Below are 26,885 nucleotides of genomic sequence, written 5' to 3' on the forward strand. Positions count from 1 at the left end.
CGTCCTCAAGTTTGCGGCAAATTGCTTCGCCACTCAAGCATGAGATCGAACTGCGGGCGAGGCAGCCCCGAGGTTACACGTTGAAATACCGCGCCTGGGGGTGGTGGAGGACGATGGCGGAGGTGCTTTGCTCGGGCCAGAGCTGGTCCTCGTCGCCGAGCTCGACGCCGATGCGGGAGGCGTCCAGCAGCGCCAGGAGCTGACGCTGGTCGGCGAGGTTGGGGCAGGCGGGGTAGCCGAACGAATAGCGCGAGCCGCGGTAGCCCTGCTTGATCAGCTCGGCCCGGTCGCGCGCATCGAGATGGCCGAAACCCAATTCGCTGCGAAAGCGCTTGTGGACATATTCCGCCAGCGCCTCGGCCAGCTCGACGCCGAGCCCGTGCAGGCGGACGTAGTCGTTGTAGCGATCGGCGGAAAACCATTCGCGCGCGACGTCGGAGGCGCGCTGGCCGACGGTCACCACCTGCAGCCCGATCACGTCGCGCTCCGGTTCAGAGATGTCGCGCAGGAAATCGGCGATGCAGAGGCCGTTGGCCTTGTCCTGGCGCGGCAGGTGGAAGCGCACGATCTCGCGGGCGTGGTCGTCGGGGTCGAACAGCACCACCGCATTGCCGTCGCCCGCAGCGGGAAAATAGCCGTACACCGCCTTGGGCGCGAACACCCGCTCCTGCTCCGTCTCCTCGACCAGGTCGACCAGGATCGGGCGCAGCTCCTTGCCGGCCCAGGCGAGAAAATCCGGCAGCGAGCGGCCGTTCTTCTTATAGCCCCAGTGAAACTGATAGAGCATGTTCTCATTGAGGTAGGGCAGCAGCGCCTTGACCGGCACGTGCTCGAGCACGCGCGCGCCAAAGAACGGCGGCTGCGGCACCTCGATGCCGCGCGAGAGCTCGTTGCGGCGCAGGCGGCTCGCCTCGACATCGACCGGCCGGATGGCGCCGGCAGCAGCATCGCCGTTCACCGCCGCAAGGGTGCGGGCGGGCTTCTTGCGCGCCGGTCGCGCCTTGGCCTGCTCCTGGCGATCGGCGAGATACGCGTCGAAGCCGCCGTTGACGATGCGGTCCATCAGGTGCAGGCCGTCGAAGGCGTCGCGCGCGTAGGCGACGCGGCCGGCGCCGTAGGCGGCGACGCAGTCCTGCTCGACGTACTGGCGGGTCAACGCGGCGCCGCCCAGCATGACCGGCAGCTCCAGGCCCTGGCGGGTCATCTCGAGCATGTTCTCGCGCATGATCACCGTCGACTTGACCAGCAGCCCGGACATGCCGACCGCATTGGCGCGGTGCTCCGCCGCGGCCGCCAGGATGTTGCCGAGCGGCTGCTTGATGCCGAGGTTCACCACCCGGTAGCCGTTGTTGGTCAGGATGATGTCGACCAGGTTCTTGCCGATGTCGTGGACGTCGCCCTTGACGGTGGCGAGCACGATCCGGCCCTTGCCGCCGTCGTCGGCGCGCTCCATGTGCGGTTCCAGGTGCGCCACGGCGGTCTTCATCACCTCGGCGGACTGGAGCACGAACGGCAGCTGCATCTGGCCGGAGCCGAACAGCTCGCCGACGGTCTTCATGCCGGACAGCAGCGTGTCGTTGATGATCTGCAACGCGGGCCGCTGCTCCAGCGCGCCGTCCAGGTCGTCCTCCAGGCCGACCCGCTCGCCGTCCACGATCCGGCGCTCCAGCCGCTCGAACAGCGGCAGCGCGGCCAGCTCCTCCGCGCGCGACGCCCTGTCCGACGACGTGGTCACGCCCTCGAACAGCTCCATCAGCCGCTGCAACGGGTCGTAGCCCTCGCGGCGGCGGTCGTGCACCAGGTCCAGGGCGACCGCGCGCTGCTCGTCGGGGATCCGCGCCATCGGGATGATCTTCGAGGCGTGCACGATCGCCGAGTCCAGACCGGCCTGCGCGCACTCGTGCAGGAACACGGAGTTCAGCACCTGCCGCGCGGCCGGGTTCAGTCCGAACGAGACGTTCGACAGGCCCAGCGTCGTCTGCACGTCCGGGTGGCGCCGCTTCAGCTCGCGGATGGCCTCGATGGTCTCGATCCCGTCCCGGCGCACCTCCTCCTGCCCGGTGGAGATCGGGAACGTGAGGCAGTCGACGATGATGTCCTCGGCCCGCACCCCCCAGTTCCCGGTCAGGTCGGCGATGATCCGCTCGGCCACCCGCACCTTCCACTCGGCGGTGCGCGCCTGGCCCTCCTCGTCGATGCACAGCGCCACGACCGCCGAGCCGTGCTCGGCGACCAGCTCCATGATCCGGTGGAACCGGGACCCAGGGCCGTCGCCGTCCTCGTAGTTGACCGAGTTGACCGCGCAGCGGCCTCCCAGGCACTCCAGCCCGGCCCGCAGCACCTCGGGCTCGGTCGAGTCCAGCATGATCGGCAGCGTCGACGCGGTGGCCAGCCTCGACGCCAGCGCCGTCATGTCCGCCGCGCCGTCCCGGCCGACGTAGTCGACGTTCAGGTCGAGCAGGTGCGCGCCGTCGCGGGTCTGGTCGCGGGCGATCTCGACGCAGTCGTCGAAGCGGTCCTCCAGCATCGCCGTCCGGAACGCCTTGGACCCGTTCGCGTTGGTCCGCTCGCCGATCATCAGCACGGACGCGTCCTGCCGGAACGGCACGGCCTGGTAGAGCGACGACACGCCCGGCTCCGGCCTCGGCCTGCGCGGGGTGGGGCCGAGGTCGCGCACGGCGGCCACGACCTGCCGGATGTGCTCGCCGGTCGTGCCGCAGCAGCCGCCGACCAGCCGCGTCCCGAAGTCCCGCACGAACCCGGCCAGCGCCTCGGCCAGCTCCTCCGGTGACAGGGGGTACACGGCGCCGTTCGGCCCGAGCCGGGGCAGGCCCGCGTTCGGCATCACCGACAGCGGGACGCGCGCGTGCTTGGCGAGCTGCCGCAGGTGTTCGCTCATCTCGGCGGGACCGGTCGCGCAGTTCAGCCCGATCAGGTCGATCCCGAGCGGTTCCAGCGCCGTGAGCGCCGCCCCGATCTCCGACCCGAGCAGCATCGTCCCGGTCGTCTCCACGGTCACCTGGGCGATGATCGGCACGGCCCGCCCGTCGGCCGCCATCGCCCGCTTGGCGCCGACGATCGCCGCCTTCGTCTGGAGCAGGTCCTGCGAGGTCTCGACGACCACCGCGTCCACACCGCCCGCGAGCAGGCCCTTCACCTGCTCCAGGTAGGCGTCGCGCAGCCGCGCGTACGGGGCGTGCCCCAGCGTCGGCAGCTTCGTGCCCGGCCCGACCGACCCGAGCACGAACCTCGGCCGCCCCGGCTCGGCGAACTCGTCGGCCACCTCGCGGGCCAGCGCACCGCCCACTCTGGACAGTTCGAAGATCCGGTCGGCGATCCCGTAGTCGGCGAGGTTGGGCAGGTTGGCCCCGAAGGTGTTGGTCTCGACGGCGTCAGCCCCGGCCTCCAGGTAGGCGCGGTGCACCTCGCGCACGACGTCGGGCCTGGTGATGTTCAAGATCTCGTTGCAACCCTCGTGACCTGCGAAGTCGTCCAGCGTGAGCTCTACCGACTGGAGCATGGTGCCCATCGCGCCGTCCGCGACGACCACCCGGTCGTCGAGAGCGGCCAGCAGAGGTGAGGAGACACGATCCACCATGCGCCAAGCCTACGGGCATCCAACTTGGCCACGGGTCGTAGTCTGACCCGGTGACCGATCCGGACCAGGCCTCCCCCACCCCCTACGACCCTCGGAAACCCCTCACCAACCCGATCATGGTGGCGGCGTTCGAGGGCTGGAACGACGCTGGAGACGCAGCCAGTACCGCGATCGAACACCTGCAACTCACCTGGGACGCGACTCCGCTCGTGGAGATCGACCCCGACGACTACTACGACTTCCAGGTGACGCGACCCACGGTCCGCATGGTGGACGGCATCACCCGAAGGGTGGAATTCCCGACGACCCGGCTGACCGTGTGCCGCCCACCGGGCTCCGCGACCGACGTGGTCCTGGTGCACGGCATCGAGCCCAACATGCGGTGGGGCAGGTTCGCGGCGGAACTCCTCGGCCACATCGAGGGCCTCGGCATCACCACCGTGGTGACGCTGGGCGCGCTGCTCATGGACACCCCGCACACCCGCCCGGTCCCCGTGACCGGCACCGCCTACGACGAGGAGTCGGCGGCGAAGTACGGGCTGGAGCGCTCCCGCTACGAGGGTCCGACCGGGATCGTCGGCGTCTTCCAGGACCTGTGCGTCCAGGCGGGCATCCCCGCCATCTCGTTCTGGGCGGCGGTGCCGCACTACGTCTCCCAGCCCCCGTCGCCGAAGGCGACCCTGGCGCTGCTGCACCGCGTCGAGGAGGTCCTCGACGTCGAGGTGCCGCTCGGCGCGCTGCCGGAGCAGGCCGAGGAGTGGGAGCGGACCGTCAGCGAGATGGCGGACGAGGACGAGGACGTGCGCAACTACGTGCGTGCCCTGGAGGAGCGCGGCGACGCGGAGATCGAGATCACCGAGGAGAGCGGCGACGCCATCGCGGCGGAGTTCGAGCGCTACCTCCGCCGCCGGGGCCGCGGTCCCGGCAAGGGCCCGGCGGGCCTGTAGGCACCGGGTGCCGCCACCGCCACGCGCGATGGCGGCACCACCGGGGGCCCGTCCTCCCTAGAGTGGGACCAATTCACGGGAGGTGGGCTCCGCCGTGGTCGAATCCGAGTGGACCGAGTTCCTGGCCGGGCTGGACCGCCAGCAGCGCAGGCGGCACCGGTCGCCGGACCGGGCCACGCTCCTGGACCTCATGGGCCTGCACCGGGTGCCCGCGGTCAGCGTCGCCGTCGCCCAGGAGGGTGTCGAGCCCTGGGCCGCGGCCTACGGGACGGCCGGCACCGGGACGGTCTTCCAGGCGTGCTCGATCAGCAAGCACGTCGCCGCGTTCGGCACCCTGCGCCTGGTGGACCAGGGCGTCCTCGACCTCGACGAGGACGCCCACACCTACCTCACCTCGTGGCGGCTGCCGGACGTCGGCGGCGCGCGGCCCCGGATCACCGTGCGCCAGCTGCTGGCCCACACCGCGGGCCTGTCCTACAACTGGTTCCGCGGCTTCCACCAGGACGACCGGATCCCGACCCTGCGCCAGGTCCTGGACGGCGAGCCGCCCGCCAACACCCCGCCGGTGCGGGCGACCACGCTGCCCGGCAGCCGCTTCCGCTACTCGGGCAGCCACTACGCCGTCCTCCAGCAACTCCTGGAGGACGTCACCGACACCCCGTTCGCCTCCCTCGCGCACTCGCTGGTCCTGGAGCCGCTGGGCATGCGGCACAGCGGCTACGACCAGCAGTTCCCGCACCACCGGGACGCCGCGGCGGGGCACCACCTGGACGGCACCCCGGTCAGCGGCGGGTGGCGGGTGCAGCCGGAACTGGCGGGCGCGGGCCTCTGGACGACCCCGTCCGACCTGGTGAAGCTGGGCGCGGAGATCCGCACCGGCGCCCTGGGTCTGCTGACCGGAGAGACCACCGAGCAGATGCTGACCCCGCAGGTGCCGGGCGGCTACGGGCTGGGCGTGCACGTCGACGCGACGGGCAGGTTCGGCCACACGGGCGGCAACGTCGGCTACGGCTGCTGGACGTTCACCTGGCCCTCGACCGGGGCCACGATGGCGGTGATGGCCAACAACGAGGTGGCGGACGAGATCCTGCTCGGCCTGCTGGCCGAGGCGGAGCGCCGGTACGGCGCGCCGCCTCCGGGCGCGGGCGACCCGACGGGCGCGTGGCGCCTGCGCGACGACTACCGGTTCACCGTCACCGGGGCCGACGGCCACCTGGTCCTCACCGCGCCGGGCCTGCCGCCCCTGCCGCTGCACCACCTGGGCCGGGGCCGCTACCGCGCGGCCGACCTCGACTGCGAGATCAGGCTGCTCGACGACGACACCCTGGAGGTGACCCAGGAGCAGGAGGCGGAGACCGCCGCGCGCGAGCCGCGGTCCCGTCCCGTGGACCCCGACCGCGCCTGACCGGCACGTGGAGTTGACTGTCCACGACCACCGGACGGGTGGGACCCACCACACAGGACGAGCGCGCCACCATGACCACGACGGCACCCCGCACCGGCCTGCGGGACAGGGCCACCCTCGCCGCCCTGTACGCGGGCGGCTTCCTCGGCCCCTTCGGCGGCGCGATGACGTCGTCGATCCTCCCCGAGATCGGCGCGGACTTCGACCGGACCGGCGGCGGGGCGGCGGCGACCCTCACGACGTACCTCCTGCCGTTCGCGGGGCTGATGCTGTTCTCCGGCACCCTCGGCGCCCGCTGGGGCGCGCCGCGGACGGTCCGGACCGCCTACCTCGTCTACGTGCTGGCCTCAGTGCTGTGCGCCGTCTCCTGGTCGTTCCCCGTCCTGCTCGCCGGAAGGGCGGTCCAGGGCGCGGCGAACGCGTTCACCACCCCGCTGCTGCTCGCGGCCATCGCGGCGGTCACCAGGGAGGACCGCCTCGGCCGCACGCTGGGCGTCTTCGCGGCCATGCAGGCGGCGGGACAGACCTCGGCCCCGCTGGTGGGCGGCCTCGCCGCAGAGGCGTCCTGGCGCTGGGCGTTCGCGGGTGCCGCGGTGGTGGCGGCGCTGCTCGCCTGGATCGGACTGCCGAGGACCACCGCCCCCTCGGGCGAGCGCCCGCGGCTGCGCAGCGCGTGGCGCCCGTCGGTGGTGAGGATCGCCGTCACGGCCTTCGTGGCCTGGGGCTGCCTCGGCGGTCTGTCGTTCCTGGTCGCGTTCCGCCTCGGCGACGACTTCGGGCTGAGCGCGGGGCAGCGCGGCCTGGTCCTGACGGGCTTCGGCCTGGCCGGCATCCTCACCGCCCGGCTGGTGGGCCGCGCGGTGGACCGGTTCGGCGCCCGGCGCTGCGTGCTGGTGGGCACGGCGACCGGTGGGGTGCTGCTGGCCGCGGTGGCGACGCTCCCGGCGCTGTGGGCGGTCGGTCTCCTCTGGGCGCTGACCGGCGCGTGCAGCCAGGGCGTCATCGTCGGGGTGAACACCCTGGTCCTCACCGGCGAGGGCCCGAACAGGGGCGGCTCGGTCTCGGTCGTGCAGTCGCTGCGGTTCCTCGGCGCCGCCCTGTCACCGACCGCGTTCGTGCCCCTGTACCACCTCGACCCGGTCCTCGCGTTCCTCGTGCCCGCCGCCCTGCTCGTCCTCGTGCCCCCGCTGGTGCTTCGGCGCGGGCGCCCCGACGAGCACGTGTAGCCCGGCCCGGTGGACTCCCGGGTCAGGTGGTGACGTCCCGGCGTCGGAACGCGGCGAGCCCCGCGGCGACGAGCGCGGCGGCGACGAGCACCAGCCACACCAGCGGCACGGGGTCGACGTCCCCGGCGGGGAACTTCGGGACGTGGGTGTACGGGGACAGGTTCATCGCCCACTGGTCCAGCTCCAGCAGCGGCCCGAGCTGGCCGAGCAGCAGGAACAGCAGGAGCGCGACCCACCCGGCGGCGGCCAGGCGCGGAGCGGCGCCGAACGCGAGCACCACGATGCCGCCGACCACCCACACGGCGGGCACCTGGAGCAGCGCCGAGACGAGCACCGGCCCGAACCGGCCCATGTCGCCGGACGACGAGCCGTGCGACAGGCCAGCGCCCACCCCCATCGCCGTGATCAGCAGCACCGGGCCGCCGAACGCGATGACCAGGTGGCTCCCCGCCCAGCCGGTCCGCGAGACCGCGCCCGCGAGCAGGGGTTCGGCGCGCTGGCCCGTCTCCTCGGTCCGCAGCCGCAGGGCGGCCTGGATGCCGTAGACCGACGCGACCAGGCCCATGATCCCCATCTCGGCGGAGATGAACGCGTCGGTGAGCGCGTCCGTGCCGCCGAGCTTCGCGACCATCTCCCGCGCGGACGGGCTGTCGACGAAGCCGCTGACGTTGTCCGCGATGTTGCCCAGCACCAGCCCGACCCCGGCGAACGCCGCGGTCCAGCCGAGCAGCGAGCCGCGGTGCAGGCGCCAGGCCAGCGCGAGCGGGCTGCCCAGCCGCGTGGACCCGGCGGGGCCGAGCCGGTCGGCGACCAGGCCCGCGCCGAGGTCGCGGCGTTCGACCAGCGCGTAGGCGCCCTGCACGACCACGGCGGCGAAGCCGAGCAGGACCAGCAGCACCCACCAGCGGTCGCCCGAGTAGGGGCGGAACTGCTGGCCCCAGCCGATCGGCGAGAGCCACGACATCCAGGTGGGGCCGTCCGGGCCCGCCGTGTCGCCGACCGCGCGCAGGACGTAGACCACGCCGAGCACGATCGAGGCCAGGCTGGTCGCGCCGCGGGCCGTCGAGGAGACCTGGGCGGTGATGGCCGCGATGCCCGCGAAGGCGATCCCCACACCGCCCCAGGCGAGGCCGAACGCGAACGAGCCCGCCGTCGGCATCCCCACCCCGGCCACGCTCACGGCCGTGAGCAGGGCCAGCACCACGTTGGTGCCGACGGCGACGACCAGGGCCGCGGACAGCGGGGCGTACCGGCCGACGACGGTCGCGCCGACCAGTTCCAGCCGTCCGGTCTCCTCCTCGGCACGGGTGTGCCGGACCACGACGACGATCGACAGCAGGGCGATCAGCACCGCGCCGAGACCGCCGGTCTTGACCATCGAGATGCCGCCCGCCGAGGTCGGGTCGTACACCCGGCCGTACAGCGCGACCAGCGCGGTCGTGTTGTTCGCGGCGGTGGCGGAGGCCACGCGCGACTCGACCGTCGAGTAGAGGTCGGCGGCGGCAGCGGCGGAGCCCGCGGCCAGCACCACGACGCCCGCGATCCAGGCGGGGAGCATGATCCGGTCGCGGCGCAGCGCGAGCCGCACCAGGGCGCCGGTGCCCGCGAACCCCCCGGTCACCGCGGCGCCACGGCCGCCCCCGTCCCGCGCCGCCGGGGCGGCTCCGGGATCCGGTCGCGACACCACGGCGCTCACGACGGCACCACGACCTCGGGTTCCGCCTCGTAGTGGCGGAGGAAGAGCTGCTCCAGGGTCGGCGGGTGGCTCGCCAGACCGCGGACACCGGCCTGCGTGAGCCGCCGGAGGACGGCGTCGAGCTGCTCGGTGTCCACGTCGAGGTGGACGCGGTTCCCCTCGACCCTCAGGTCGTGCACGCCGGGCAGCGCGGCCAGGCCGTGCGGCTCGGTCGCGAGTTCGGCGGAGATGCTGGTGCGGGTGAGGTGGCGCAGCTCGGTGAGCGTGCCGGACTCGACGGTCCGACCACCGCGGATGATGCTCACCCGGTCGCAGAGGGCCTCCACCTCGGCGAGGATGTGGCTGGAGAGCAGGACGGTCCTGCCCCTGCTCCGCTCCTCCTGGACGCACTCCTGGAACACGGCCTCCATCAGCGGGTCCAGCCCGGAGGTCGGCTCGTCCAGGACCAGCAGCTCCACGTCGGAGGCGAGGGCGGCGACCAGCGCCACCTTCTGCCGGTTGCCCTTCGAGTAGGCCCGGCCCTTCTTGCGCGGGTCCAGCTCGAAGCGCTCCAGCAGCTCGGCCCGGCGGGTGTGGTCGAGCCCGCCGCGCAGCCTGCCGAGCAGGTCGATGACCTCGCCGCCGGACAGGGTCGGCCACAGCGTGACGTCGCCCGGCACGTAGGCGAGCCTGCGGTGCAGGGTGACGGCGTCCTTCCACGGGTCGCCGCCGAGCAGGCGGGTGGTGCCCGCGTCGGCTCGCAGCAGCCCCAGCAACATCCGGATGGTGGTCGACTTGCCCGCCCCGTTGGGGCCGAGGAAGCCGTGCACCTCACCGGTGCGGACGGTCAGGTCGAGACCGTCCAGCGCACGCGTCGGGCCGAAGGTCTTCACCAGGCCCGACACGGATATCGCATCAGTCATGAACCGTAAGCTACGCTCATTTCACAACTTCGTGAAGTTGTGAAATCGGATAAGATTCCACGTCGAACGGACGAAGAGGATGGTGCCGAGGTGACCGGAGTGGCGGAGCGCGACAACCAGGCCGTCGTGCGCTTCATCGAGCGCTTCTCCTCGGTGTTCACCGATTCGGGTATGGCGCGGATGCCCGCGCGGGTCTTCGTGACGCTCCTGGTCAGCGATACGGGGCGGATGACCGCGGCCGAGCTGGGCGAGCTGCTCCAGGTCTCCCCCGCCGCGATCTCCGGGGCCGTGCGCTACCTGGGCCAGGTCGAGCTGGTGCGCCGCGAGCGGGAGGTGGGCTCCCGCCGCGACGTGTTCCAGGTGTCCGACGACGTCTGGTACGAGGCCGTCTTCCACAAGGACCAGATGCTGGAGCGCTGGGCCGTGCCCCTGAAGGAGGGTGTCGAGACGCTGGGTCCCGACACCCCGGCGGGCAGGCGCCTCAACGAGACGCTGGCCTTCTTCCGGTTCATCCACCGGGAGATGCCGGGGATGCTCGAACGGTGGCGCGTCTACCGCGAGGAGACCTTCGGCACCTGAACCCGCGCGGCCGAGGTGCCCAGCCCCCGAGCCGACGGCGCGCCCCGCACCGGCTCGCTCGGCGCGGTCACGACAGGCCCACCCGGCACGGCCCCCACGGGCGCGCTCGGCGCGGTCACGACAGGCCCACCCGACACACCCCGCACCGGCACACCCGGCACGGTCACGACAGGCCCACCCGGCACGGCCCCCACGGGCGCGCTCGGTGGCGTCCACGTCCGCGCGGCGGCCACCGTCGACCCCGGCAGACCGGCGCCGGACACCGCGAACCCCGTCCGCCCGAACCCGCCGGGCCGCCCGAACCCGCTCGCGCGCACCTCCGGCGGGCTCGCGGCGCGGTCGCGCCGCAGCTCGGCCTCGCCGTAGCGCACCACCTTCCGGTGCCACTCCAGGATGCCGGACATCCACTCCTTCAACCCCTCGGCCTGCCTGGTGAGGATCGCGCGCACCGAGTCGTCCAGGTCGAGCTCCTCGAACAGCTTCGGCAGGTCGTTCGCGACGATGTGCTCGAACTGGCGCATCCGGTCGGTCATCAGCTTCGCGACGACGTCCCTGGCGGTGAGCCGGTCGACCTCCAGGAAGTTCTCGACCACGACGACCATGTTGTGCGCCTCGCCCTCGAACTCGACCTCCTTCTGGTACGAGAAGAGGTCGTTCGTGAAGCAGGCGTAGTCCTGGGCCGCCGTCTCCATCTCGCGGATCACCCGCGTGTCGTAGATCTCCCGCGGCACGGAGTTCCAGTTCGCCAGGCGGTTCAGGCTCATCGTCATGTCCGAGCCGAACGTCCGGCGCCGCATCTCGACGTAGTCGACGGGGTCGGGCACCCGGTGCTGCGCCTGGTTGAAGACCTCCCAGACCCAGCTCTCCGTCATGGCCTCGACGGCGTGGCGGAACTCCTGGCGGGCGCCGGGCTCCATCGGTCCGGCGGTGCGCCGCCACAGGTCCTGGAGGCCCAGCTCGATCGGGTTCGTCGGCTCGGGGGTCCCGCTCCCGTCGACCGGCATGAACAGCGACAGCCGCTCGTTGCACGCCTTGGCCGCCGCGACGTTGCGCGCGGCGCCGAACACCAGCGGGAAGTAGTCGTCGCCGTAGGTGCCCCAGGCGAGCCAGTCCGAGGTGAGGTTGAGGCCGTCGGGGGTGGCGTCGGCGTCGATCATCGCGGCGCAGTGCGCGAAGTCGAAGCCCGCGAACTTCCGCTCGTCCCAGATCGAGCCGAACATCCCCATCGCACGCGCCCAGCCGACGGAGTACTCGCGGGCGGCGTCGAGGTGCGGGCTCGTCCTGACGTCGAACGGCATGTGGAAGTCCGGCAGCGGCAGGTGGCCGACCCGCTCGAAGGGCGTGAAGCCGAACTGCCGCTCCCGCCGCCGCATCCCGGTGGCTGCGGGTGAGAACATGCGGCTGGCCGACGTGCCGAACCCGGACGGTCCACCGAGGACGCTGGTGCCGGTCGCCGCCTCCTCGTTCATGTACCGGCTGGACACGGCGTGCCACTCGTGGCCGCCGGACTGCCAGTCCTGCAACCCCTTCACGTACGCGGCCACGCCGAGCTGCTCGTGCGGCGGGACGCGGTGCTCGGCCATCAGCGCGGGCACCTCGACCAGCGCGGTGTTCTCGAACTGGTGCAGCCGCGAGGTCAGCAGCTCGTTGACGAGGTCGGCGGCCTGCTGGGTGGTGCAGCCGAGGAACTCCTCGAACACCAGCACGGCGTTCGAGTTCTCGCCCTCCTCCTCGACCTCGCGCTGGTAGGAGAACAGGTCGTTGCGCAGGTGCACGGCGTCGGAGAACGTGTCCGACAGCAGCCGCATCGGCCGCAGGGCCGCGACGGCGTCCGGGACCTCCGCGCCGACCGCGTACTCGACCAGCCCGGCCGACCACGGGGCACCGCCGACCCGGCGGCGCATCTGGAGGTACTCGATCGGGTTCGCGATCCGCCCCAGCTCGATGTTGTCGAGCTCCCACAGGGACTCGACCATCAGGTTGTGCGTCACGGTGGTGAACCGGCGGCGCCAGCCGTCCGACATGGACGGGACGGTGCGCCGCCACAGGTCGTGCAGCCCGGCCTCGGCGGGGTTGGTCACCTCGGGGGCCTGCTCGTCGCCCGCCGTCATGAACCGTTCGAGCCGGTCCAGGTAGGCCTGCGCCCCCCTGCGGTCGCGGGTGTACTTGAACTGCTCCAGGAAGTGGTCGTCGAAGAAGAAGACCCAGACGTACCAGTCGGTGATCAGGTCGAGCGCGTCGCCGCCGCAGTCCGGGTGGGTGTAGGCGCACATGAGCGCGTAGTCCATGCGCGCGAGGGCGGACTCGGTCCAGACGACACCGCCACCGGGCTTCGGGGCCGACAGCATCCCCATCGCCTCGGCCCAGGCCGCGCTGTGCGACCGCGTGCGCTCCAGGTGGGGGTTGATCCTGGCCGGGTGGGGCAGGTAGAAGTCGGGCAGCGTGAACGCCTGCATGGGTGGGACTGCTCCTTCGGCCGGCTGCTGGGGGCTCGGTAGAAGACCCTCGCAACCGGGGCCGCGACCGGACAACGGCCATTGGAGCGGACGGCCTGTTCTGGCGGGTGACACCCGCGCTACTGACCGTGGGGGTGATCACCGCGGCGGCCGGTTCGCCCCAGGAGCGCCCCACCTCGAAGTTCACCCGGTGGTGAGACCCGCGCGCACCGGTGGGCCACCCGGTCCCGAGGTGGCCCACCGGTGTCGCGACGGCGGTCAGCCGGTGATCAGGCTGACCCCGTAGACGGACAGGATCTCGTTGACCGGCTGGAAGTACGTCTCCCCGCCGGAGGTGCAGTCACCGGAGCCGCCGGACGTCACGCCCTGGGCCTGGGTGCCGCTGACCCAGGAGCCGCCCGAGTCACCGGGCTCGGCGCACGCGTTCGTCCGCGTGAGGCCCGAGACCGAGCCCTCCTGGTAGTTCACCGTCTGGTCCTTCGCCTGCACGGTCCCGCAGTGCCACCCGGTCGTGGAACCGGAGCGGCACACCGAGGCACCGACGGCCGCCTCGGTCGACCCCGACACGATCACGTCCGCGCCGCCGTAGTGGTTGACCTTCGCCGTGGGCGTCCAGCCGGAACCGGTGGTCACGTACGAGTAGTCGTCGCCGGGGAACGAGGACCCCTCGAACGAGCCCATCGACTGACCACCGGACGTCACCGGGTCACCCGGCGAGCCGCAGTGGCCCGCCGACACGAACCCGCCGGACACGGCGAACCCGATCGAGCACCGCGACTGGTTGTTGATGTTGTAGGCGTCGCCGCCGCGGATGTCCGCGTACAGCCTGGGCGCCCGGTCGGTCTCCACGACCGAGACCGGCCCCGCGGCCTTGGCGGTGTCGAGGAACCGCGACACCTCGCCGTCGACGGCGCCGCGCTTCACGGTCACCACGACCGAGTTCGCCTCGGTGTCGACGTACCAGCCGGTCACCGCGCCGGGGGCCCTGCCCGCCCGGTCGATCTCGTTCTTGGTGTCGGTCAGCGTCGTCGCGCTGTGCGCCACCAGCTTCGGCTCGGCGCCGAGCGCCCTCACCACCCTGGACCTCGCCTCGTCGGTGACACCCACGACGAGCTTCCCGCTGTCCGCGTCGAACCACGCCCCGCCGTAGGCGGCCCCGGTGAACTCCTGGACCGACTTCTGCGTCGCCGCGGCCGTCCGCTCCAACTCCAATCGCGCCTTCGCCTCGCCCGAATCCAACCCGAGGTCGCGCTGGTAGGCGGCCAACACCTCAGCGGGCAGCGCGGCCGTCGGGTCCGAGGCCGAGGCCAGGGCCGTTCCGGGCACCACCGTGAGGGTCGCGAGCACCACTGCTCCAGCCGCCCGCGCAACACTCGTGCACTTCATCCAGCTCTCCTCTTCCTCGGCTGCGGGGAACGCCCCCTGGGGGGCGAGGTGGACCGGTGCCGAGCCGACGTCGAGTGGAGCTGTAACGCCGAGCGTCCCGGCCGCGATGAGGAGATCGACCACGTTGCGGCGTGGCCGCACCTGCGACACGCTCCGCGTCCCCATCGGCCCTGAACCACTCGACTCGGTTCCGGTCCTCCTAACGGGTGACGCTATGCAGGCGTACCCGGAAGTAGGTAGAGCCGCCCGACGGTAGCGGCCATCCGGCCGAATGAGATAGCCGCGACGCGCGTTCCCAGTAGCCGGGGCCCTTAAACACGGTTCCCGGTTTTCGCATGTCAACGGGTAATTATCCGCGCCAAGTTGCAACGATCGGTCCTACTCCCGGCCGTCGAATGTCACGACTATCTTCTGTGACCGGTCGATTACCGTTTCACCCGTTCGCGCGAATGTCCCTACCCTGCGGCTCAGTCGTTCGGCACCGCCGAACGGCTGAGCGACCCCGTCTTGAGGGAGACACCTGCAATGGGAGACGCTCGGATCACCAGACGTCTGGCCGGATTGGGCATGGCCGCCACCGCGGCGATCGCCCTGGCCATCACCGCCGCCGCACCCGCGTCGGCCGAAGGTCAGATCCTCGGCGCTGACCGCGCCGACGCCGTCAAGGACAGCTACATCGTCACGCTCAAGGAGAGCGCGTCGCCGCGGGCCGAGTCCGCGCGGACGGCGGGCTCCTTGACCTCGAAGTACGGCGGCCAGGTGCGTGCCGCGTTCAAGCACGCGATCAACGGCTTCTCCGTCACGATGACCGCCGACCAGGCCCGCAAGCTCGCCGCGGACCCCACGGTCGCCTACGTCCAGCAGGACGCTGTGGTCACGCTCGCCGACACCCAGTCGCCCGTCCCCTCGTGGGGCATCGACCGGATCGACCAGCAGAACCTGCCCCTCGACAACAGCTACACCTACGGCACGACGGCGTCGAACGTGCACGCCTACATCGTCGACACCGGTGTGCGCACCACGCACTCCACCTTCGGCGGCCGGGCGACGTGGGGCACCAACACCTCCGGTGACGGCAACAACTCCGACTGCAACGGCCACGGCACGCACGTGGCGGGCACGGTCGGCGGCGCCGAGTACGGCGTCGCGAAGGGCGTCTCCATCGTCGCCGTCAAGGTGTTGAACTGCGCGGGCTCCGGCACGACCGCGGGCGTCGTCGCGGGCATCGACTGGGTGACCGCGAACGCGATCAAGCCCGCCGTGGCCAACATGAGCCTCGGTGGCGGCGTCGACACGACCCTGGACAACGCGGTCGCGAACTCCATCGCCTCCGGTGTCTCCTACGCCATCGCCTCGGGCAACTCGAACACCAACGCGTGCAACTTCTCCCCGGCACGCGTCGCGACGGCCCTCACGGTGAACGCGTCGACCAACACCGACGCGCGTGCCTCGTTCTCGAACTACGGCACCTGCACCGACCTCTACGCCCCCGGCCAGAACATCGTGTCGTCGTGGAACACCAACGACACGGCCACGAACAACATCAGCGGCACGTCGATGGCGACGCCGCACGTCGCGGGTGCCGTGGCCCTCTACCTGGCGGGCAACCCGACCGCGAGCCCGGCGACCGTGCACTCCGCGATCGTCAACGCCGCGACCAGCGACAAGGTCACGAACCCCGGCACCGGCTCGCCGAACAAGCTGCTGTTCACCGGCACCGGTGGCGTGCCCGGCAACCCGTCGGTCACCAACCCCGGCGCGCAGGCGAGCACCGTGGGCACCGCGGTGAACCTCCAGCTCGCGGCGTCCGGCGGCACCTCGCCGTACACCTTCGCGGCGTCCGGTCTCCCGGCCGGTCTGTCGATCAGCTCCTCGGGCCTGGTCTCCGGCACGCCGACCACCGCGGGCACCTCGTCGGTGACGGTGACGGTGACCGACGCCGCCGCGAAGACCGGCACGGCGACCTTCTCCTGGGTCGTCAACCCGGTCGGCTCCGGCTGCGACGCGGCGACCAACGGCACCGACGTGGCGATCCCGGACAACTCGGACGTGAGCAGCTCCATCGCCCTGTCCTGCTCCGGCAACGCCTCGGCCACCACCACGGTGACGGTCGCGATCGTCCACACCTACAAGGGTGACCTCGTCGTCGACCTCGTCGCGCCGGACGGCACCTCGTACAACCTGCACAACCGCACCGGTGGCAGCACCGACAACATCAACCAGACGTACACGGTGAACGCCTCCAGCGAGGTCGCCGCCGGTACCTGGAAGCTGCGGGTCCGCGACCAGGCGTCCCTCGACACGGGTCGCATCGACTCGTGGACGCTCGACGCGTAGGTCCTGATCCCTCCCGTGGGTGAGCCGCCAGGGCTCACCCACGGGCTCCCGCACAGCACGGAGAAGGCCGTCCTGCTCGACGCAGGACGGCCTTCGTGCTCTCCAGGGGCTAGAGCGCGACGCCCAGCAGCGCGTCCACGGCCTCGCGCACGAGCGCGGGCGCCGAGTGGTCGGAGCCGCCGGTCGCCAGCGCGTCGGCCGCCCACGCGTCCACCGCGGCCAGCGCGCGCGGGGTGTCCAGGTCGTTGCCGAGGTGCTCGCGCAGCCGCGCGATCGTGTCCTCGGCGGCGGGGCCCGCCACCAGTGCCGCCGCGGCGCGCCAGCGGTCGAGCCTGGTCAGGGCCTCGTCGAGCAGTGCGGCGCTCCACGGCCGGTCGGACCGGTAGTGGCCCGCGAACAGGGCGAGGCGGACGGCGTTCGGGTCGACCTTCTCGGCCCTCAGCTTCGACACGAAGACCAGGTTGCCCCTGGACTTCGACATCTTCTCCCCGTCCAGGCCGATCATGCCCGCGTGCACGTAGTGCCGGGCGAACGGGTGCTGGCCGGTCAGCGCCTCCGCGTGCGCGGAGCTGTACTCGTGGTGCGGGAAGACCAGGTCGGAGCCGCCGCCCTGGACGTCGAACGCCGTGCCGAGGCGGTTGAGGGCGATGGCGCTGCACTCGATGTGCCAGCCGGGGCGGCCCGCGCCGAGGTCCGACGGCCACGCGGGCTCGCCCGGCCGCTCCAGGCGCCACAGCAGGGCGTCCAGCGGGTGCCGCTTGCCGGGGCGGTCGGGGTCGCCGCCGCGCTCGGCGAAGAAGCCCAGCATCGTCTGCTCGTCGTAGTTCGACTCGTAGCCGAACCGGCCGGTCACGGTGTGGTCGAAGTACACGTCGGGGTACTCGGCGTCGTCCACGCGGTAGGCGGCGCCGTCGGCGACGAGCTTCGCGATGGCCTCGACGATCTCCGGGATCGCCTCGACCGCGCCGATGTACTGGCGCGGGGGCAGGACCCGCAGCGCCTCCATGTCCTCGCGGAACAGGGCGGTCTCCCGCATCCCGAGCACGACCCAGTCGTCCTGGTCGCGGGCCGCGCGCTCCAGCAGCGGGTCGTCGATGTCCGTGACGTTCTGCACGTAGTGGACGTCGTGGCCGTTGTCGAGCCACAGCCGGTGCACGAGGTCGAAGGCCAGGTACGTGGCCGCGTGGCCGAGGTGCGTGGCGTCGTACGGCGTGATGCCGCAGACGTACAACCTGGCGGTGTCGTCCGGCGCCGTGGGGCGGACCTCGCCCGTGGCCGTGTCGAACAACCGCAGGGGTCGAGGCTCGCCCGCTACCCGCGGCACTGGGATGGATGACCAGGTCTGCATGGGTTCGACCCTAACCCGAGTGCGGGGACCGGGAGGACTTCTCGGCCTCTGGGACGGCGGTCACACCCCTGCGCGACAGCGCCGACGGCCACCAGACCGCGCGGCCGATGTCGACGGTCAGCGCGGGCACGAGCAGCGAGCGCACGATGAGCGTGTCGAGCAGGACGCCGAACGCCACCAGGAACGCGATCTGCGCGAGGAACAGGATCGGCAGGACGGCGAGCGCGGCGAACGTCGCGGCGAGCACGACACCGGCCGAGGTGATCACCCCGCCCGTGACGGAGAGCCCGATCAGCGTGCCCTCGCGGGTGCCGTGCCGGATGGACTCCTCGCGCACCCTCGTCATCAGGAAGATGTTGTAGTCGATCCCCAGCGCCACCAGGAACACGAACGCGAACAGCGGCACGCTCGGGTCCGCGCCGGGGAAGTCCAGCAGGTCGTTGAACACCAGCGCGGCCACGCCCAGGGTCGCGGCGAACGACAGGACGACGGTCGCGATCAGCAGCAGCGGGGCCAGCAGGGCGCGCAGCAGCAGCGCCAGGATGAGGAAGATCACCAGCAGCACCACGGGGATGATCACCCGCAGGTCGCGCTTCGCGGTGTCCTGAACGTCGACCTGGATGGCCGTGACGCCGCCGACGAGCGCGCCGCCGACCGGGTGCAGGTCGGTGCGGAGCTGCCGCAGCGCCGCCGTCGCCTCCGCGCTGTCGGCCGGGGCCTTCAGCGTCGCCAGCAGCTCCACCCTGCCGTCGACGACCTTGTCCGAGGACGGCGCGACCTCCGCGACGCCGGGCACGGCCCTGGCCCTGGCCACGGCCTCCTGCGCGGCCGACCGCTCCACGATGATCACCGCGGGCGACCCGGTGCCGCCGTCGAAGTGCTCGGTCAGCACCTCCTGGCCGGTCACCGACTCGACCGGGTTGAGGAAGAAGTCGGTCTGCGCCACGCCGTTCGCCTTGAGCTGCGGCACGAACGCGACCCCCACCAGCAGCACCAGCGTCGTCACGATCCACGTCGCCCGCGCCCGGCGGCCGACGAACGCCGACACCCGCTGCCAGAGGCCGGACTCCTTGTGCGCCACCGTGTCGAACTTCGGCCGGAACGGCCAGAACGCGGACCGGCCGAGCAGCGCGAGCATCGCCGGCAGGAACGTGAGCGTCGCGACCAGGGACGCGGCGATGCCGATCGCCGCCACCGGACCGAGGCCCTGGTTCGACTTCAGGTCCGACAGCAGCAGGCACAGCAGTCCGATGACCACCGTTCCGGCGGACGCCACGATCGGCTCCAGCGACTGCTTCATCGCCGTCCGCAGGGAGCTCCACCGGTCCTCGTGCCGGTGCAGCTCCTCCCGGAACCGCGCGACCAGCAGCAGCGAGTAGTCCGTGGACGCGCCGAACACGAGGATGAACAGGATGCCCTGGCTCTGCCCGTTGAGCGTCAGCACGTCGTCGCGCGCCAGCAGGTACACGACGATGACCGCGAGCGACAGCGCCAGGCCGGCGTTGAGGATCACCACGAGCGGCAGCAGCGGGCTGCGGTAGACGACGAGCAGGATCAGCGCGACGACGACCGCCGTCACGACCAGCAGCAGCCCGTCGATGCCGCCGAAGGCGTTGGCGAAGTCGCCGAGGATGCCCGCGGGGCCCGTGACGTACGGGGTGAGCCCGGACGGCAGCCCCTCCCGCACGGACGCGCGCAGCTCCTCCACGACCTCGGTGATCTCCGAGCCCACGGGCTTGAGCGGCACGATCACCTGCGCGGCCCGCCCGTCCTCGGCGGGCACCGGTCCGATCACCCGGCCCTCGACGCCCTCGAAGGTCGCGAGGGCCCTGACCCGGTCGCCGATCGCCGCGAGGTCGTCCGGCGTCAGACCGCCGTCGCGCTCGAACACGACGAGCGCGGGCAGCGACTCCTCGTCCGCGAACCGCTTCTGCCAGTCGGCGACCTCGGTGGCCTCCGCCGACGCGGGGAGGAACGACGCGTTGTCGTTCGTCTGCACCTCCGACAGCTTGCCCTGCAACGGGCCGCCGAGGCCGCCGACGAGCAGCCAGACGGCGACCAGCACTGCGGGCAGGGTCCAGCGGAGCCACTTCATGGTGCAGAAGGCTAGGTGGCGCCGGTCGGGTCCGCCCGGTGGTCGGGGCCCCGTGTCGGCCAGGACACACCGCGTGCCGCGGCCCGCTCGTCCCCAGCACGGGGGCGCGGCGACCCGGCGACCGGACCGGTCGCGGGCGTACGCTCGACAGCGGGTCGTGACTGAGGGAGATGGTCCCGGTGATCCTCGACATCGTGCTCGGCGTGCTGGGCTTCGCCGCCGTGGGCCTCGGGACGAGCGCCCGCGTGATCAAGCAGTTCGAGCAGGGCATCGTCTTCCGGTTCGGCCGGGTGCGCGAGCACCTGCGCGGTCCGGGGCTGACGATGCTCATCCCCGGCGTGGACCGGTTGAAGAAGGTGAACCTCCAGATCGTCACGCTGCCCATCCCGGCGCAGGACGGCATCACCCGCGACAACGTGACGCTGCGGGTGGACGCGGTGGTGTACTTCAAGGTCGTCGACCCGGTGCGCGCGGTGGTGAACGTCGAGGACTACCGGTTCGCCGTCCTCCAGGTGGCGCAGACGTCGCTGCGCTCGATCATCGGCAAGAGCGAGCTGGACGACCTGCTGTCCAACCGCGAGCGGCTGAACCAGGGCCTGGAGCTGATGATCGACACGCCCGCCGTGGGGTGGGGCATCGACATCGACCGCGTGGAGATCAAGGACGTCGCGCTGCCCGAGGGCATGAAGCGCTCGATGTCGCGGCAGGCCGAGGCCGAGCGGGAGCGGCGGGCGCGGATCATCACCGCCGACGGCGAGCTCCAGGCGTCGCTGAAGCTGTCGCAGGCCGCCGGGACGATGGCGGACACGCCCGCCGCCCTGCAACTGCGGCTGCTCCAGACGATCGTCGAGGTGGCGGCGGAGAAGAACTCGACGCTCGTGCTGCCGTTCCCGGTGGAGCTGCTGCGGTTCCTGGAGAAGAGCTCCGACGCGCTGGACCGGCAGGCGGCGCGGGCGGCGGACCCTGAACCGAACAAGTCGGAGGGACGACTCCCCGGCTGACCGATTGCCCCGGTCCCGGACGCGGGTGGACGATGGACACCGCTCACGTCCGAGGACGAGGGAGAACACCGTGACCGTGCTCAGGCCGACGCCGGTTGTCGTGCACCCCGGCGCCGCGAGACCGCGTCCCAAGGGCGGGCTGCTGCTCTCCCTGTTCAGGACGACCGACCCCAAGCAGATCGGCCTGCTGTACCTCGTCACGTCGTTCGCGTTCTTCATGGTCGGCGGCGTGATGGCGCTGCTGATGCGCGGCGAGCTGGCGCGGCCCGGCCTCCAGTTCCTGTCGAACGAGCAGTACAACCAGCTGTTCACCATGCACGGCACGATCATGCTGCTGCTCTACGCGACCCCGATCCTGTTCGGGTTCGCCAACTACGTCCTGCCGCTCCAGATCGGCGCGCCGGACGTGGCGTTCCCGCGGCTCAACGCGTTCTCCTACTGGCTGTTCCTCTTCGGCGGCCTGATCGTCCTGTCCTCGTTCCTGACGCCCGGCGGCGCACCCGACTTCGGCTGGACGGCGTACACGCCGCTCGCCAGCGCGATGCACACCCCCGGCATCGGCGCGGACCTGTGGATCATGGGGCTGGCGGTGAGCGGCCTCGGCACGATCCTCGGCGGGGTCAACATGACCACCACCGTCATCTGCCTGCGCGCGCCCGGCATGACGATGTGGCGGATGCCGATCTTCACCTGGAACATCCTGGTCACCAGCATCCTGATCCTGCTGGCGTTCCCGATCCTCACCGCCGCGCTCATGGGCCTGGCCGCCGACCGGCACCTCGGCGCGCACGTGTACGACCCCGCCAACGGCGGCGTGATCCTGTGGCAGCACCTGTTCTGGTTCTTCGGCCACCCCGAGGTCTACATCGTGGCGCTGCCGTTCTTCGGCATCATCACCGAGGTCATCCCGGTGTTCAGCCGCAAACCCCTGTTCGGCTACAAGGGGATGGTGTTCGCGACCCTGGCCATCGCCATGCTGTCCGTGGCCGTGTGGGCGCACCACATGTACGCCACCGGCGCGGTGCTGCTGCCGTTCTTCGCGCTCATGACGTTCCTGATCTCCGTGCCGACGGGCATCAAGTTCTTCAACTGGATCGGCACGATGTGGCGCGGCAGGCTGACGTTCGAGTCGCCGATGCTGTTCAGCGTCGGGTTCCTGGTCACGTTCCTGCTCGGCGGTCTCACCGGCATCCTGCTGGCCTCGCCGCCGGTCGACTTCCACGTCACCGACACGTACTTCGTCGTCGCGCACTTCCACTACGTGCTGTTCGGCACCATCGTCTTCGCCACCTACGCCGGGATCTACTTCTGGTTCCCCAAGATGACCGGCCGGATGCTCGACGAGGGCCTGGGGAAGCTGCACTTCTGGACCACGTTCCTCGGCTTCCACCTGACGTTCCTGGTCCAGCACTGGCTGGGCAACGAGGGCATGCCCCGGCGCTACGCCGACTACCTGGCGAGCGACGGGTTCACGTTCCTCAACACCCTGTCCACCATCGGCTCGTTCCTGCTCGGCGCCTCCGTGCTCCCGTTCGTGTACAACGTGTTCCGCAGCTACCGCTTCGGCGACCCGGCGAACGCCGACGACCCGTGGGGCTTCGGCAACTCCCTGGAGTGGGCCACCTCCTCACCCCCGCCGCGGCACAACTTCACCGAACTGCCCCGGATCCGCTCGGAGCGGCCCGCGTTCGAGCTGCACTACCCGCACATGGTCGAGCGGATGCGCGAGGAGTCCCACTTCTCGCTGCTGAGACCGGGCAAGCGCCGGGTGCCGCGCGACGAGACGACCGAGGAGGCCCTGGCGGCGGACCGCGACCGCGAGTCCTAGCGCCGCGCCTCCAGCTCCTCGCGCAGCACGTCCACGTTCGCCGTGCCCTCCGGCAGGTCCAGCCGGCGCAGCAGGGCGAGGGCCTGCGGGGCGTCGAGGTCGCCGTACACGTCGTAGCGGCTGCCGAGCAGCCCGTGGAAGAGAGCGAGGTGCAGTTCGGGCACCGTGGCGGCGGCCTCGTACACCGCCCGCTTGGCCCGCCACGGCACCGGGCCGGACACCGCGAGCACCCGGCGGTTGCGGCGCAGGGGACCGTCGGCGAGGTCGTCCGGGCGGGCCACGACCTCGGCGAACGCGCCCTCGGCGGTCAGCGGGTCCTCGAACCAGTCGACCCACAGCGAGTAGGTGACCGGCTCGGCGGACGCGGGAGCCTCCAGCCGCCGCCGGTAGGCCTCCCAGAACAGGGCGTCGGCCTCCGGCGACAGCGGTGTGGTCTTGAGGTACATCGTCACGGCGTACTGGTCGAGCAGGTCGAGCAGCCCCAGCGCCACCCGCACCCGCCCGACGTCGTCCAGGCCGGGGTCTTCGAGGGCCTTGTCGGTCCAGTCGTGCGCCACCTCGTTGGCGGAGCACTCCTGCCCGTCGTGCCACCACCCGTCGCCCGCGGGCACCACGTCCCGCTCGGCCAGCCACTCCCGCGCCAGTCGCGCGCCCTCGGTCTCCACCCGACCAGTGTGCCCGGTGCGCCGCGGGAGCGCCCCGGACCCGTGTCCGGGGCGCTCCCGCGGTCACCGCCTGCGCTTGCGGGCCCTCAGGTAGTCGCTCACCACGGCCGCGCCGAGACCGTCCTCGTCCGGTGCCACCACCCGCCCGCCGCTGCGGCGGGCCACGGTGTCGACGAACGCGGCCAGGCGGGGGTCGTCGCCGAGCTTGAACACGGTGATCGACGCGCCCAGCTTGGCGATGGTGTCGACCTCCACCAGCGTCTTCCCGAGCGTGCGCGGCAGCGGCGGGTAGTGGAACTCCGCCTCACCGTCCGGCTCCAGGTGCGCGGTCGGCTCGCCGTCGGTGACGACCAGCACGACCGGCTGCGCGTCCGGGTGGCGGCGCAGGTGACGACCGGCCAGCAGGAGCGCGTGGTGCAGGTTGGTGCCCTGCTCCCACACGCCCTCCAGCGACGTGAGCCCGCCGATGTCGACGGTCTCGGCGTGCCTGCCGAACGTGATCAGCTCCAGCGCGTCCGTGCGGAACCTGGTGCGCACCAGGTGGTGCAGCGCCAGCGCGGTGCGCTTCATCGGCACCCAGCGGCCGTCCTGCACCATCGACCACGACGTGTCCACGCACAGCGCGATGGCCGCGCGCGACCGCAGCTCGGTCTCGGTGATCTCGACGTCGACCACGTCCAGCGACACCGGCCCGCCGCCGCCGCGCAGCACCGCGTTGGTCACGGTGCGGGGCACGTTCCACGGCTCGGCGTCGCCGAACTGCCACGGCCGGGTGCTGCCGATCGGCTCGCCCGCCGCGCCCGCCCGGTTGCTGTCCCGGTCGCCGCGCGGGGTGCGGACGCTGTCCACGACGCCGCGCAGCGCGGTCTCGCCCAGGCGCCGCAGCGCCTTCGGGGTCAGCCGCAGGTCGCCGTCGGGTCCGCGTTCGAGCAGGTTCTGCTCGCGCAGCTGGCGTTCCAGCTCCGCGAGCCGACGCGCGTCGACGCCCGCCTCGGCGCCCAGCTGCTGGACGAGCGACTCGACGTCGATGTCCTCCAGCCGCGCGCCGGGGTAGGACTGGCCGAGCTGCTCGGCCAGCGCGTCCAGGTCGGCCAGGTCCTGCATGGCCAGGGCGCCCTCGCCCAGCCCCAGCGGGTTCTGGCCGCGGAAGCGGGACGAGCCGGTCCAGTCCTCGCCCGGCCGCAGGCCTTGCAGCAGCGAGTCCAACTGAGACAGCTGCTGCCCGACACCGGAGTTGCCGAAGGCCTGCTGCGACAGCGCCGCCAGTTCGGCGCGCTGCTCGTCGGTCATCGAGTTCATCATCCGCTGCGCGGCGGCGGAGCGTTCCGCCAGCGCGTCGATCAGCTCGTCGACGTCGCGCGGGTTCTCGGGGAAGAACTCGCCGTGCTCGCGCATGAACTCGTCGAACCGGGCGGGGGTGTCCTGGTCGCCCGCGGCGTGGCCCGCCAGCAGCGCGTTCAGGTCGGCCAACATCTCCTGGACGCGCTGCACGGATGCCTGGTCGACGTTGCTCATCGCCTCCTTCACGCCCTGGAAGCGCTGGTCCATCAGCTCGCGGCCGAGCAGGTTCCGGATCTTCTCGTACGACTCGCGCGCCTCGGGGGAACGCCAGTCGTACTCGGCCAGGTCGCGCACGGCCGCCGCGGTGCCGGGGGGCAGCGCGTCGAGCTGGGCCTCGCGGAACCGGGCGTCGTCGGTCGGCTCGGGGAACAGGGCCTTGCGCTCGGCGCTCAACGCCTCCGAGAGCAGGCGCTGGACCTCCTGCAACGTGCCGTCGAGCCGGTGGCGGCGCTGGATGTCCGACCGCTTCTTCCACAGCCTGGACATGAGGTCGTCGAGTCCGCGGGTGCCCTGCACGCCGCGCCGCAGCAGCTCGCGCAGCGCGGCGGCGGGCGAGGAGCCCTCCATGACCTCGCGGCCCAGCTCGTCCATGGCGGCGCGCAGGTCCGTCGGCGGCGCCAGGGGGTCCGGGCCGTCGACGTAGCGCCCGTAGCGGTATCCGCTCATCCGTACACCGATCGATCGTCGTCGCTGTCCTTGCCGATCTGCCTGGTCAGGTAGAGCGACTCCAGCGCCAGTTCGACGGCGGAGGCGATCCGGCCGACCGGGTCCTTCGGGCCGACGCCCAGGCGGGCCGCGACCTCGTGCAGGACCGGCAGCTCGGGCAGGGCCGCGAGCACGGTGCCCGCGGGCACGCGCTCGCCGGTGGCGACGGGGTGGCCGTCGGTCACGGCGTCGGCGAGCGACCGGAGGTCGATCCCGGCGAACGTGGAGCGTGCGGTGTCGGCGATCGAGCGGCGCAGCAGGTGCGTGAGGATCTCGATCTCGCGCCCCTCCTCCCCCGCCTCGAACTCCAGCTTGCCGCGCAGCACCTCGGGCACGGACTCCAGGTCGACCGGCCGGGCGACCGCCGGGGTCTCGCCGATCAGCGCGGACCGGCGCAGCGCGGACGCGGCGACGGTCTCGGCCGCCGCGACGGCGAACCGGGCGGACACGCCGGAGCGCTGGTCGACGGCGGACGACTCGCGCAGGTGCCGCACGAACCGGGCGACGACCTCGATCAGGTGGTCGCCGACCTCGGCGACCAGGTCGGCCTCCTGGCGGACCAGGTCGACCTCGTTGGCGATCTCCAACGGGTAGTGCGTGCGGACCTCGGCGCCGAACCGGTCCTTGAGCGGCGTGATGATCCGGCCGCGGTTGGTGTAGTCCTCGGGGTTCGCGGTGGCGACGAGCAGCACGTCCAGCGGCAGCCGCAGCGTGTAGCCGCGGACCTGGATGTCGCGCTCCTCCATCACGTTGAGCAGCGACACCTGGATGCGCTCGGCGAGGTCGGGCAGCTCGTTGATGGCGATGATGCCGCGGTGCGAGCGCGGCAGCAGGCCGTAGTGGATGGTCTCGGGGTCGCCGAGGCTGCGGCCCTGGGCGACCTTGACCGGGTCGATGTCGCCGACGAGGTCGCCGACCGACGTGTCCGGCGTGGCGAGCTTCTCGGCGTAGCGCTGGTCGCGGTGCCGCCACGTGACGGGCAGGTCGTCGCCCAGCTCCTCGGCCCGGCGCCTCGACTCGGGCGTGATCGGGTCGAGGGGGTGTTCGCCCAGTTCGGAGCCCTCGATGACGGGCGTCCACTCGTCCAGCAGGCCGATCAGGGTGCGCAGCAGGCGGGTCTTGCCCTGGCCGCGCTCGCCGAGGAGCACGAAGTCGTGCCCGGCCAGCAGGGCGCGTTCGAGCTGCGGGACCACCGTGCGGTCGAAGCCGACGATGCCGGGCCAGGGGTTCTTGCCCGCGCGCAGTGCGGTGAGCAGGTTCTCGCGGATCTCGGTCTTCACGCTGCGGGGCAGGTGGCCCGCGGCGCGGAGCTCACCCGCGGTACGGGGAAGTGCGGAGGAGGCGGTCACCCGATCGACGCTACGCACGTT

At 71.9% G+C, this 26,885-nt stretch carries 17 protein-coding genes; 7 read left to right on the forward strand and 10 right to left on the reverse strand.

Annotated elements, in window-relative coordinates:
* Positions 1 to 73: 73 nt before the first annotated feature.
* Positions 74 to 3,598: a methionine synthase gene (gene metH / locus VFZ92_RS04550; protein ID WP_330874415.1), complete on the reverse strand. Its 3,525-nt coding sequence runs from the start codon at positions 3,596 to 3,598 to the stop codon at positions 74 to 76.
* Positions 3,599 to 3,648: 50 nt separating this feature from the next.
* On the opposite strand from metH, the gene VFZ92_RS04555 reads away from it, so the two are divergent.
* The 3 genes from VFZ92_RS04555 (at position 3,649) to VFZ92_RS04565 (ending at position 7,176) form a co-directional block, all read left to right on the forward strand.
* On the forward strand, positions 3,649 to 4,545 hold the full coding sequence (locus tag VFZ92_RS04555) for a PAC2 family protein (protein WP_414719809.1): 897 nt from the start codon (positions 3,649 to 3,651) through the stop codon (positions 4,543 to 4,545).
* Positions 4,546 to 4,639: 94 nt separating this feature from the next.
* Positions 4,640 to 5,950, forward strand: coding sequence for a serine hydrolase domain-containing protein (locus VFZ92_RS04560; protein ID WP_330874416.1), 1,311 nt, complete (start codon positions 4,640 to 4,642; stop codon positions 5,948 to 5,950).
* Positions 5,951 to 5,988: 38 nt separating this feature from the next.
* The gene (locus tag VFZ92_RS04565; protein WP_330874417.1) at positions 5,989 to 7,176 is read left to right on the forward strand and encodes an MFS transporter; all 1,188 of its coding nucleotides are present in this window, start codon (positions 5,989 to 5,991) and stop codon (positions 7,174 to 7,176) included.
* Positions 7,177 to 7,198: 22 nt separating this feature from the next.
* Here the strand turns inward: VFZ92_RS04565 and VFZ92_RS04570 are convergent, their stop codons facing one another.
* Both VFZ92_RS04570 and VFZ92_RS04575 read right to left on the reverse strand, forming a co-directional pair.
* A complete protein-coding gene (locus VFZ92_RS04570) occupies positions 7,199 to 8,872 on the reverse strand; it encodes an ABC transporter permease (protein WP_330874418.1) in 1,674 nt (557 codons plus the stop codon).
* Positions 8,869 to 9,774 (reverse strand): ABC transporter ATP-binding protein, encoded by a 906-nt coding sequence (locus VFZ92_RS04575; protein WP_330874419.1) that lies wholly within the window; start codon positions 9,772 to 9,774, stop codon positions 8,869 to 8,871. Before VFZ92_RS04575 ends, VFZ92_RS04570 begins: the two co-directional genes overlap by 4 nt.
* A 90-nt stretch (positions 9,775 to 9,864) precedes the next feature.
* Here VFZ92_RS04575 and VFZ92_RS04580 point away from each other — a divergent pair, with 90 nt between their 5' ends.
* Positions 9,865 to 10,353 (forward strand): GbsR/MarR family transcriptional regulator, encoded by a 489-nt coding sequence (locus VFZ92_RS04580; protein ID WP_330874420.1) that lies wholly within the window; start codon positions 9,865 to 9,867, stop codon positions 10,351 to 10,353.
* Here the strand turns inward: VFZ92_RS04580 and VFZ92_RS04585 are convergent.
* Both VFZ92_RS04585 and VFZ92_RS04590 read right to left on the reverse strand, forming a co-directional pair.
* The gene (locus VFZ92_RS04585) at positions 10,326 to 12,809 is read right to left on the reverse strand and encodes a terpene synthase family protein (protein ID WP_330874421.1); all 2,484 of its coding nucleotides are present in this window, start codon (positions 12,807 to 12,809) and stop codon (positions 10,326 to 10,328) included. The genes VFZ92_RS04580 and VFZ92_RS04585 overlap by 28 nt on opposite strands.
* 258 nt (positions 12,810 to 13,067) lie before the next feature.
* Positions 13,068 to 14,195: a S1 family peptidase gene (locus VFZ92_RS04590; RefSeq protein WP_330874422.1), complete on the reverse strand. Its 1,128-nt coding sequence runs from the start codon at positions 14,193 to 14,195 to the stop codon at positions 13,068 to 13,070.
* Positions 14,196 to 14,720: 525 nt separating this feature from the next.
* Between VFZ92_RS04590 and VFZ92_RS04595 the strand changes: the two genes are divergently transcribed.
* Complete coding sequence (locus VFZ92_RS04595) at positions 14,721 to 16,532, forward strand: S8 family peptidase (protein ID WP_330874423.1); 1,812 nt, start codon at positions 14,721 to 14,723, stop codon at positions 16,530 to 16,532.
* Between the two features lie 109 nt (positions 16,533 to 16,641).
* Here VFZ92_RS04595 and mshC read toward each other — a convergent pair whose 3' ends face one another.
* On the reverse strand, positions 16,642 to 17,880 hold the full coding sequence (gene mshC, locus VFZ92_RS04600) for a cysteine--1-D-myo-inosityl 2-amino-2-deoxy-alpha-D-glucopyranoside ligase (protein WP_330874424.1): 1,239 nt from the start codon (positions 17,878 to 17,880) through the stop codon (positions 16,642 to 16,644).
* Positions 17,881 to 17,890: 10 nt separating this feature from the next.
* On the reverse strand, positions 17,891 to 19,975 hold the full coding sequence (locus VFZ92_RS04605; protein WP_330874425.1) for an MMPL family transporter: 2,085 nt from the start codon (positions 19,973 to 19,975) through the stop codon (positions 17,891 to 17,893).
* A 179-nt stretch (positions 19,976 to 20,154) separates the two neighbouring features.
* On the opposite strand from VFZ92_RS04605, the gene VFZ92_RS04610 reads away from it, so the two are divergent.
* Together VFZ92_RS04610 and ctaD are read left to right on the forward strand one after the other, a co-directional pair.
* Positions 20,155 to 20,976, forward strand: a complete 822-nt coding sequence (locus VFZ92_RS04610; protein WP_330874426.1) for a slipin family protein — start codon at positions 20,155 to 20,157, stop codon at positions 20,974 to 20,976.
* A gap of 70 nt (positions 20,977 to 21,046) precedes the next feature.
* Complete coding sequence (gene ctaD / locus VFZ92_RS04615; RefSeq protein WP_330874427.1) at positions 21,047 to 22,804, forward strand: cytochrome c oxidase subunit I; 1,758 nt, start codon at positions 21,047 to 21,049, stop codon at positions 22,802 to 22,804.
* Here ctaD and VFZ92_RS04620 read toward each other — a convergent pair.
* The 3 genes from VFZ92_RS04620 to VFZ92_RS04630 all read right to left on the reverse strand — a co-directional run bounded on the left by VFZ92_RS04620 (position 22,801) and on the right by VFZ92_RS04630 (position 26,864).
* Positions 22,801 to 23,469 (reverse strand): hypothetical protein, encoded by a 669-nt coding sequence (locus tag VFZ92_RS04620; RefSeq protein ID WP_330874428.1) that lies wholly within the window; start codon positions 23,467 to 23,469, stop codon positions 22,801 to 22,803. The two genes, ctaD and VFZ92_RS04620, sit on opposite strands and share 4 nt — an antisense overlap.
* A gap of 63 nt (positions 23,470 to 23,532) precedes the next feature.
* Positions 23,533 to 25,476 carry a VWA domain-containing protein gene (locus tag VFZ92_RS04625; protein WP_330874429.1) on the reverse strand — a complete coding sequence of 648 codons (1,944 nt, stop codon included), beginning with the start codon at positions 25,474 to 25,476 and terminating at the stop codon, positions 23,533 to 23,535.
* Positions 25,473 to 26,864 carry a sigma 54-interacting transcriptional regulator gene (locus VFZ92_RS04630; protein ID WP_330874430.1) on the reverse strand — a complete coding sequence of 464 codons (1,392 nt, stop codon included), beginning with the start codon at positions 26,862 to 26,864 and terminating at the stop codon, positions 25,473 to 25,475. Before VFZ92_RS04630 ends, VFZ92_RS04625 begins: the two co-directional genes overlap by 4 nt.
* Positions 26,865 to 26,885 lie beyond the last annotated feature (21 nt).

It is taken from the genome of Umezawaea sp., assembly GCF_036375055.1.
In the GTDB taxonomy this organism is placed as follows: Bacteria; Actinomycetota; Actinomycetes; order Mycobacteriales; family Pseudonocardiaceae; genus Umezawaea.

Bases quoted from the DNA above. Each gene is read 5' to 3' on its own strand.
- metH (WP_330874415.1), bottom strand. From the start codon at position 3,598: ATGGTGGATCGTGTCTCCTCACCTCTGCTGGCCGCTCTCGACGACCGG.
- VFZ92_RS04575 (WP_330874419.1), bottom strand. From the start codon at position 9,774: ATGACTGATGCGATATCCGTGTCGGGCCTGGTGAAGACCTTCGGCCCG.
- VFZ92_RS04585 (WP_330874421.1), bottom strand. From the start codon at position 12,809: ATGCAGGCGTTCACGCTGCCCGACTTCTACCTGCCCCACCCGGCCAGG.
- VFZ92_RS04590 (WP_330874422.1), bottom strand. From the start codon at position 14,195: ATGAAGTGCACGAGTGTTGCGCGGGCGGCTGGAGCAGTGGTGCTCGCG.
- VFZ92_RS04595 (WP_330874423.1), top strand. From the start codon at position 14,721: ATGGGAGACGCTCGGATCACCAGACGTCTGGCCGGATTGGGCATGGCC.
- mshC (WP_330874424.1), bottom strand. From the start codon at position 17,880: ATGCAGACCTGGTCATCCATCCCAGTGCCGCGGGTAGCGGGCGAGCCT.
- VFZ92_RS04605 (WP_330874425.1), bottom strand. From the start codon at position 19,975: ATGAAGTGGCTCCGCTGGACCCTGCCCGCAGTGCTGGTCGCCGTCTGG.
- VFZ92_RS04625 (WP_330874429.1), bottom strand. From the start codon at position 25,476: ATGAGCGGATACCGCTACGGGCGCTACGTCGACGGCCCGGACCCCCTG.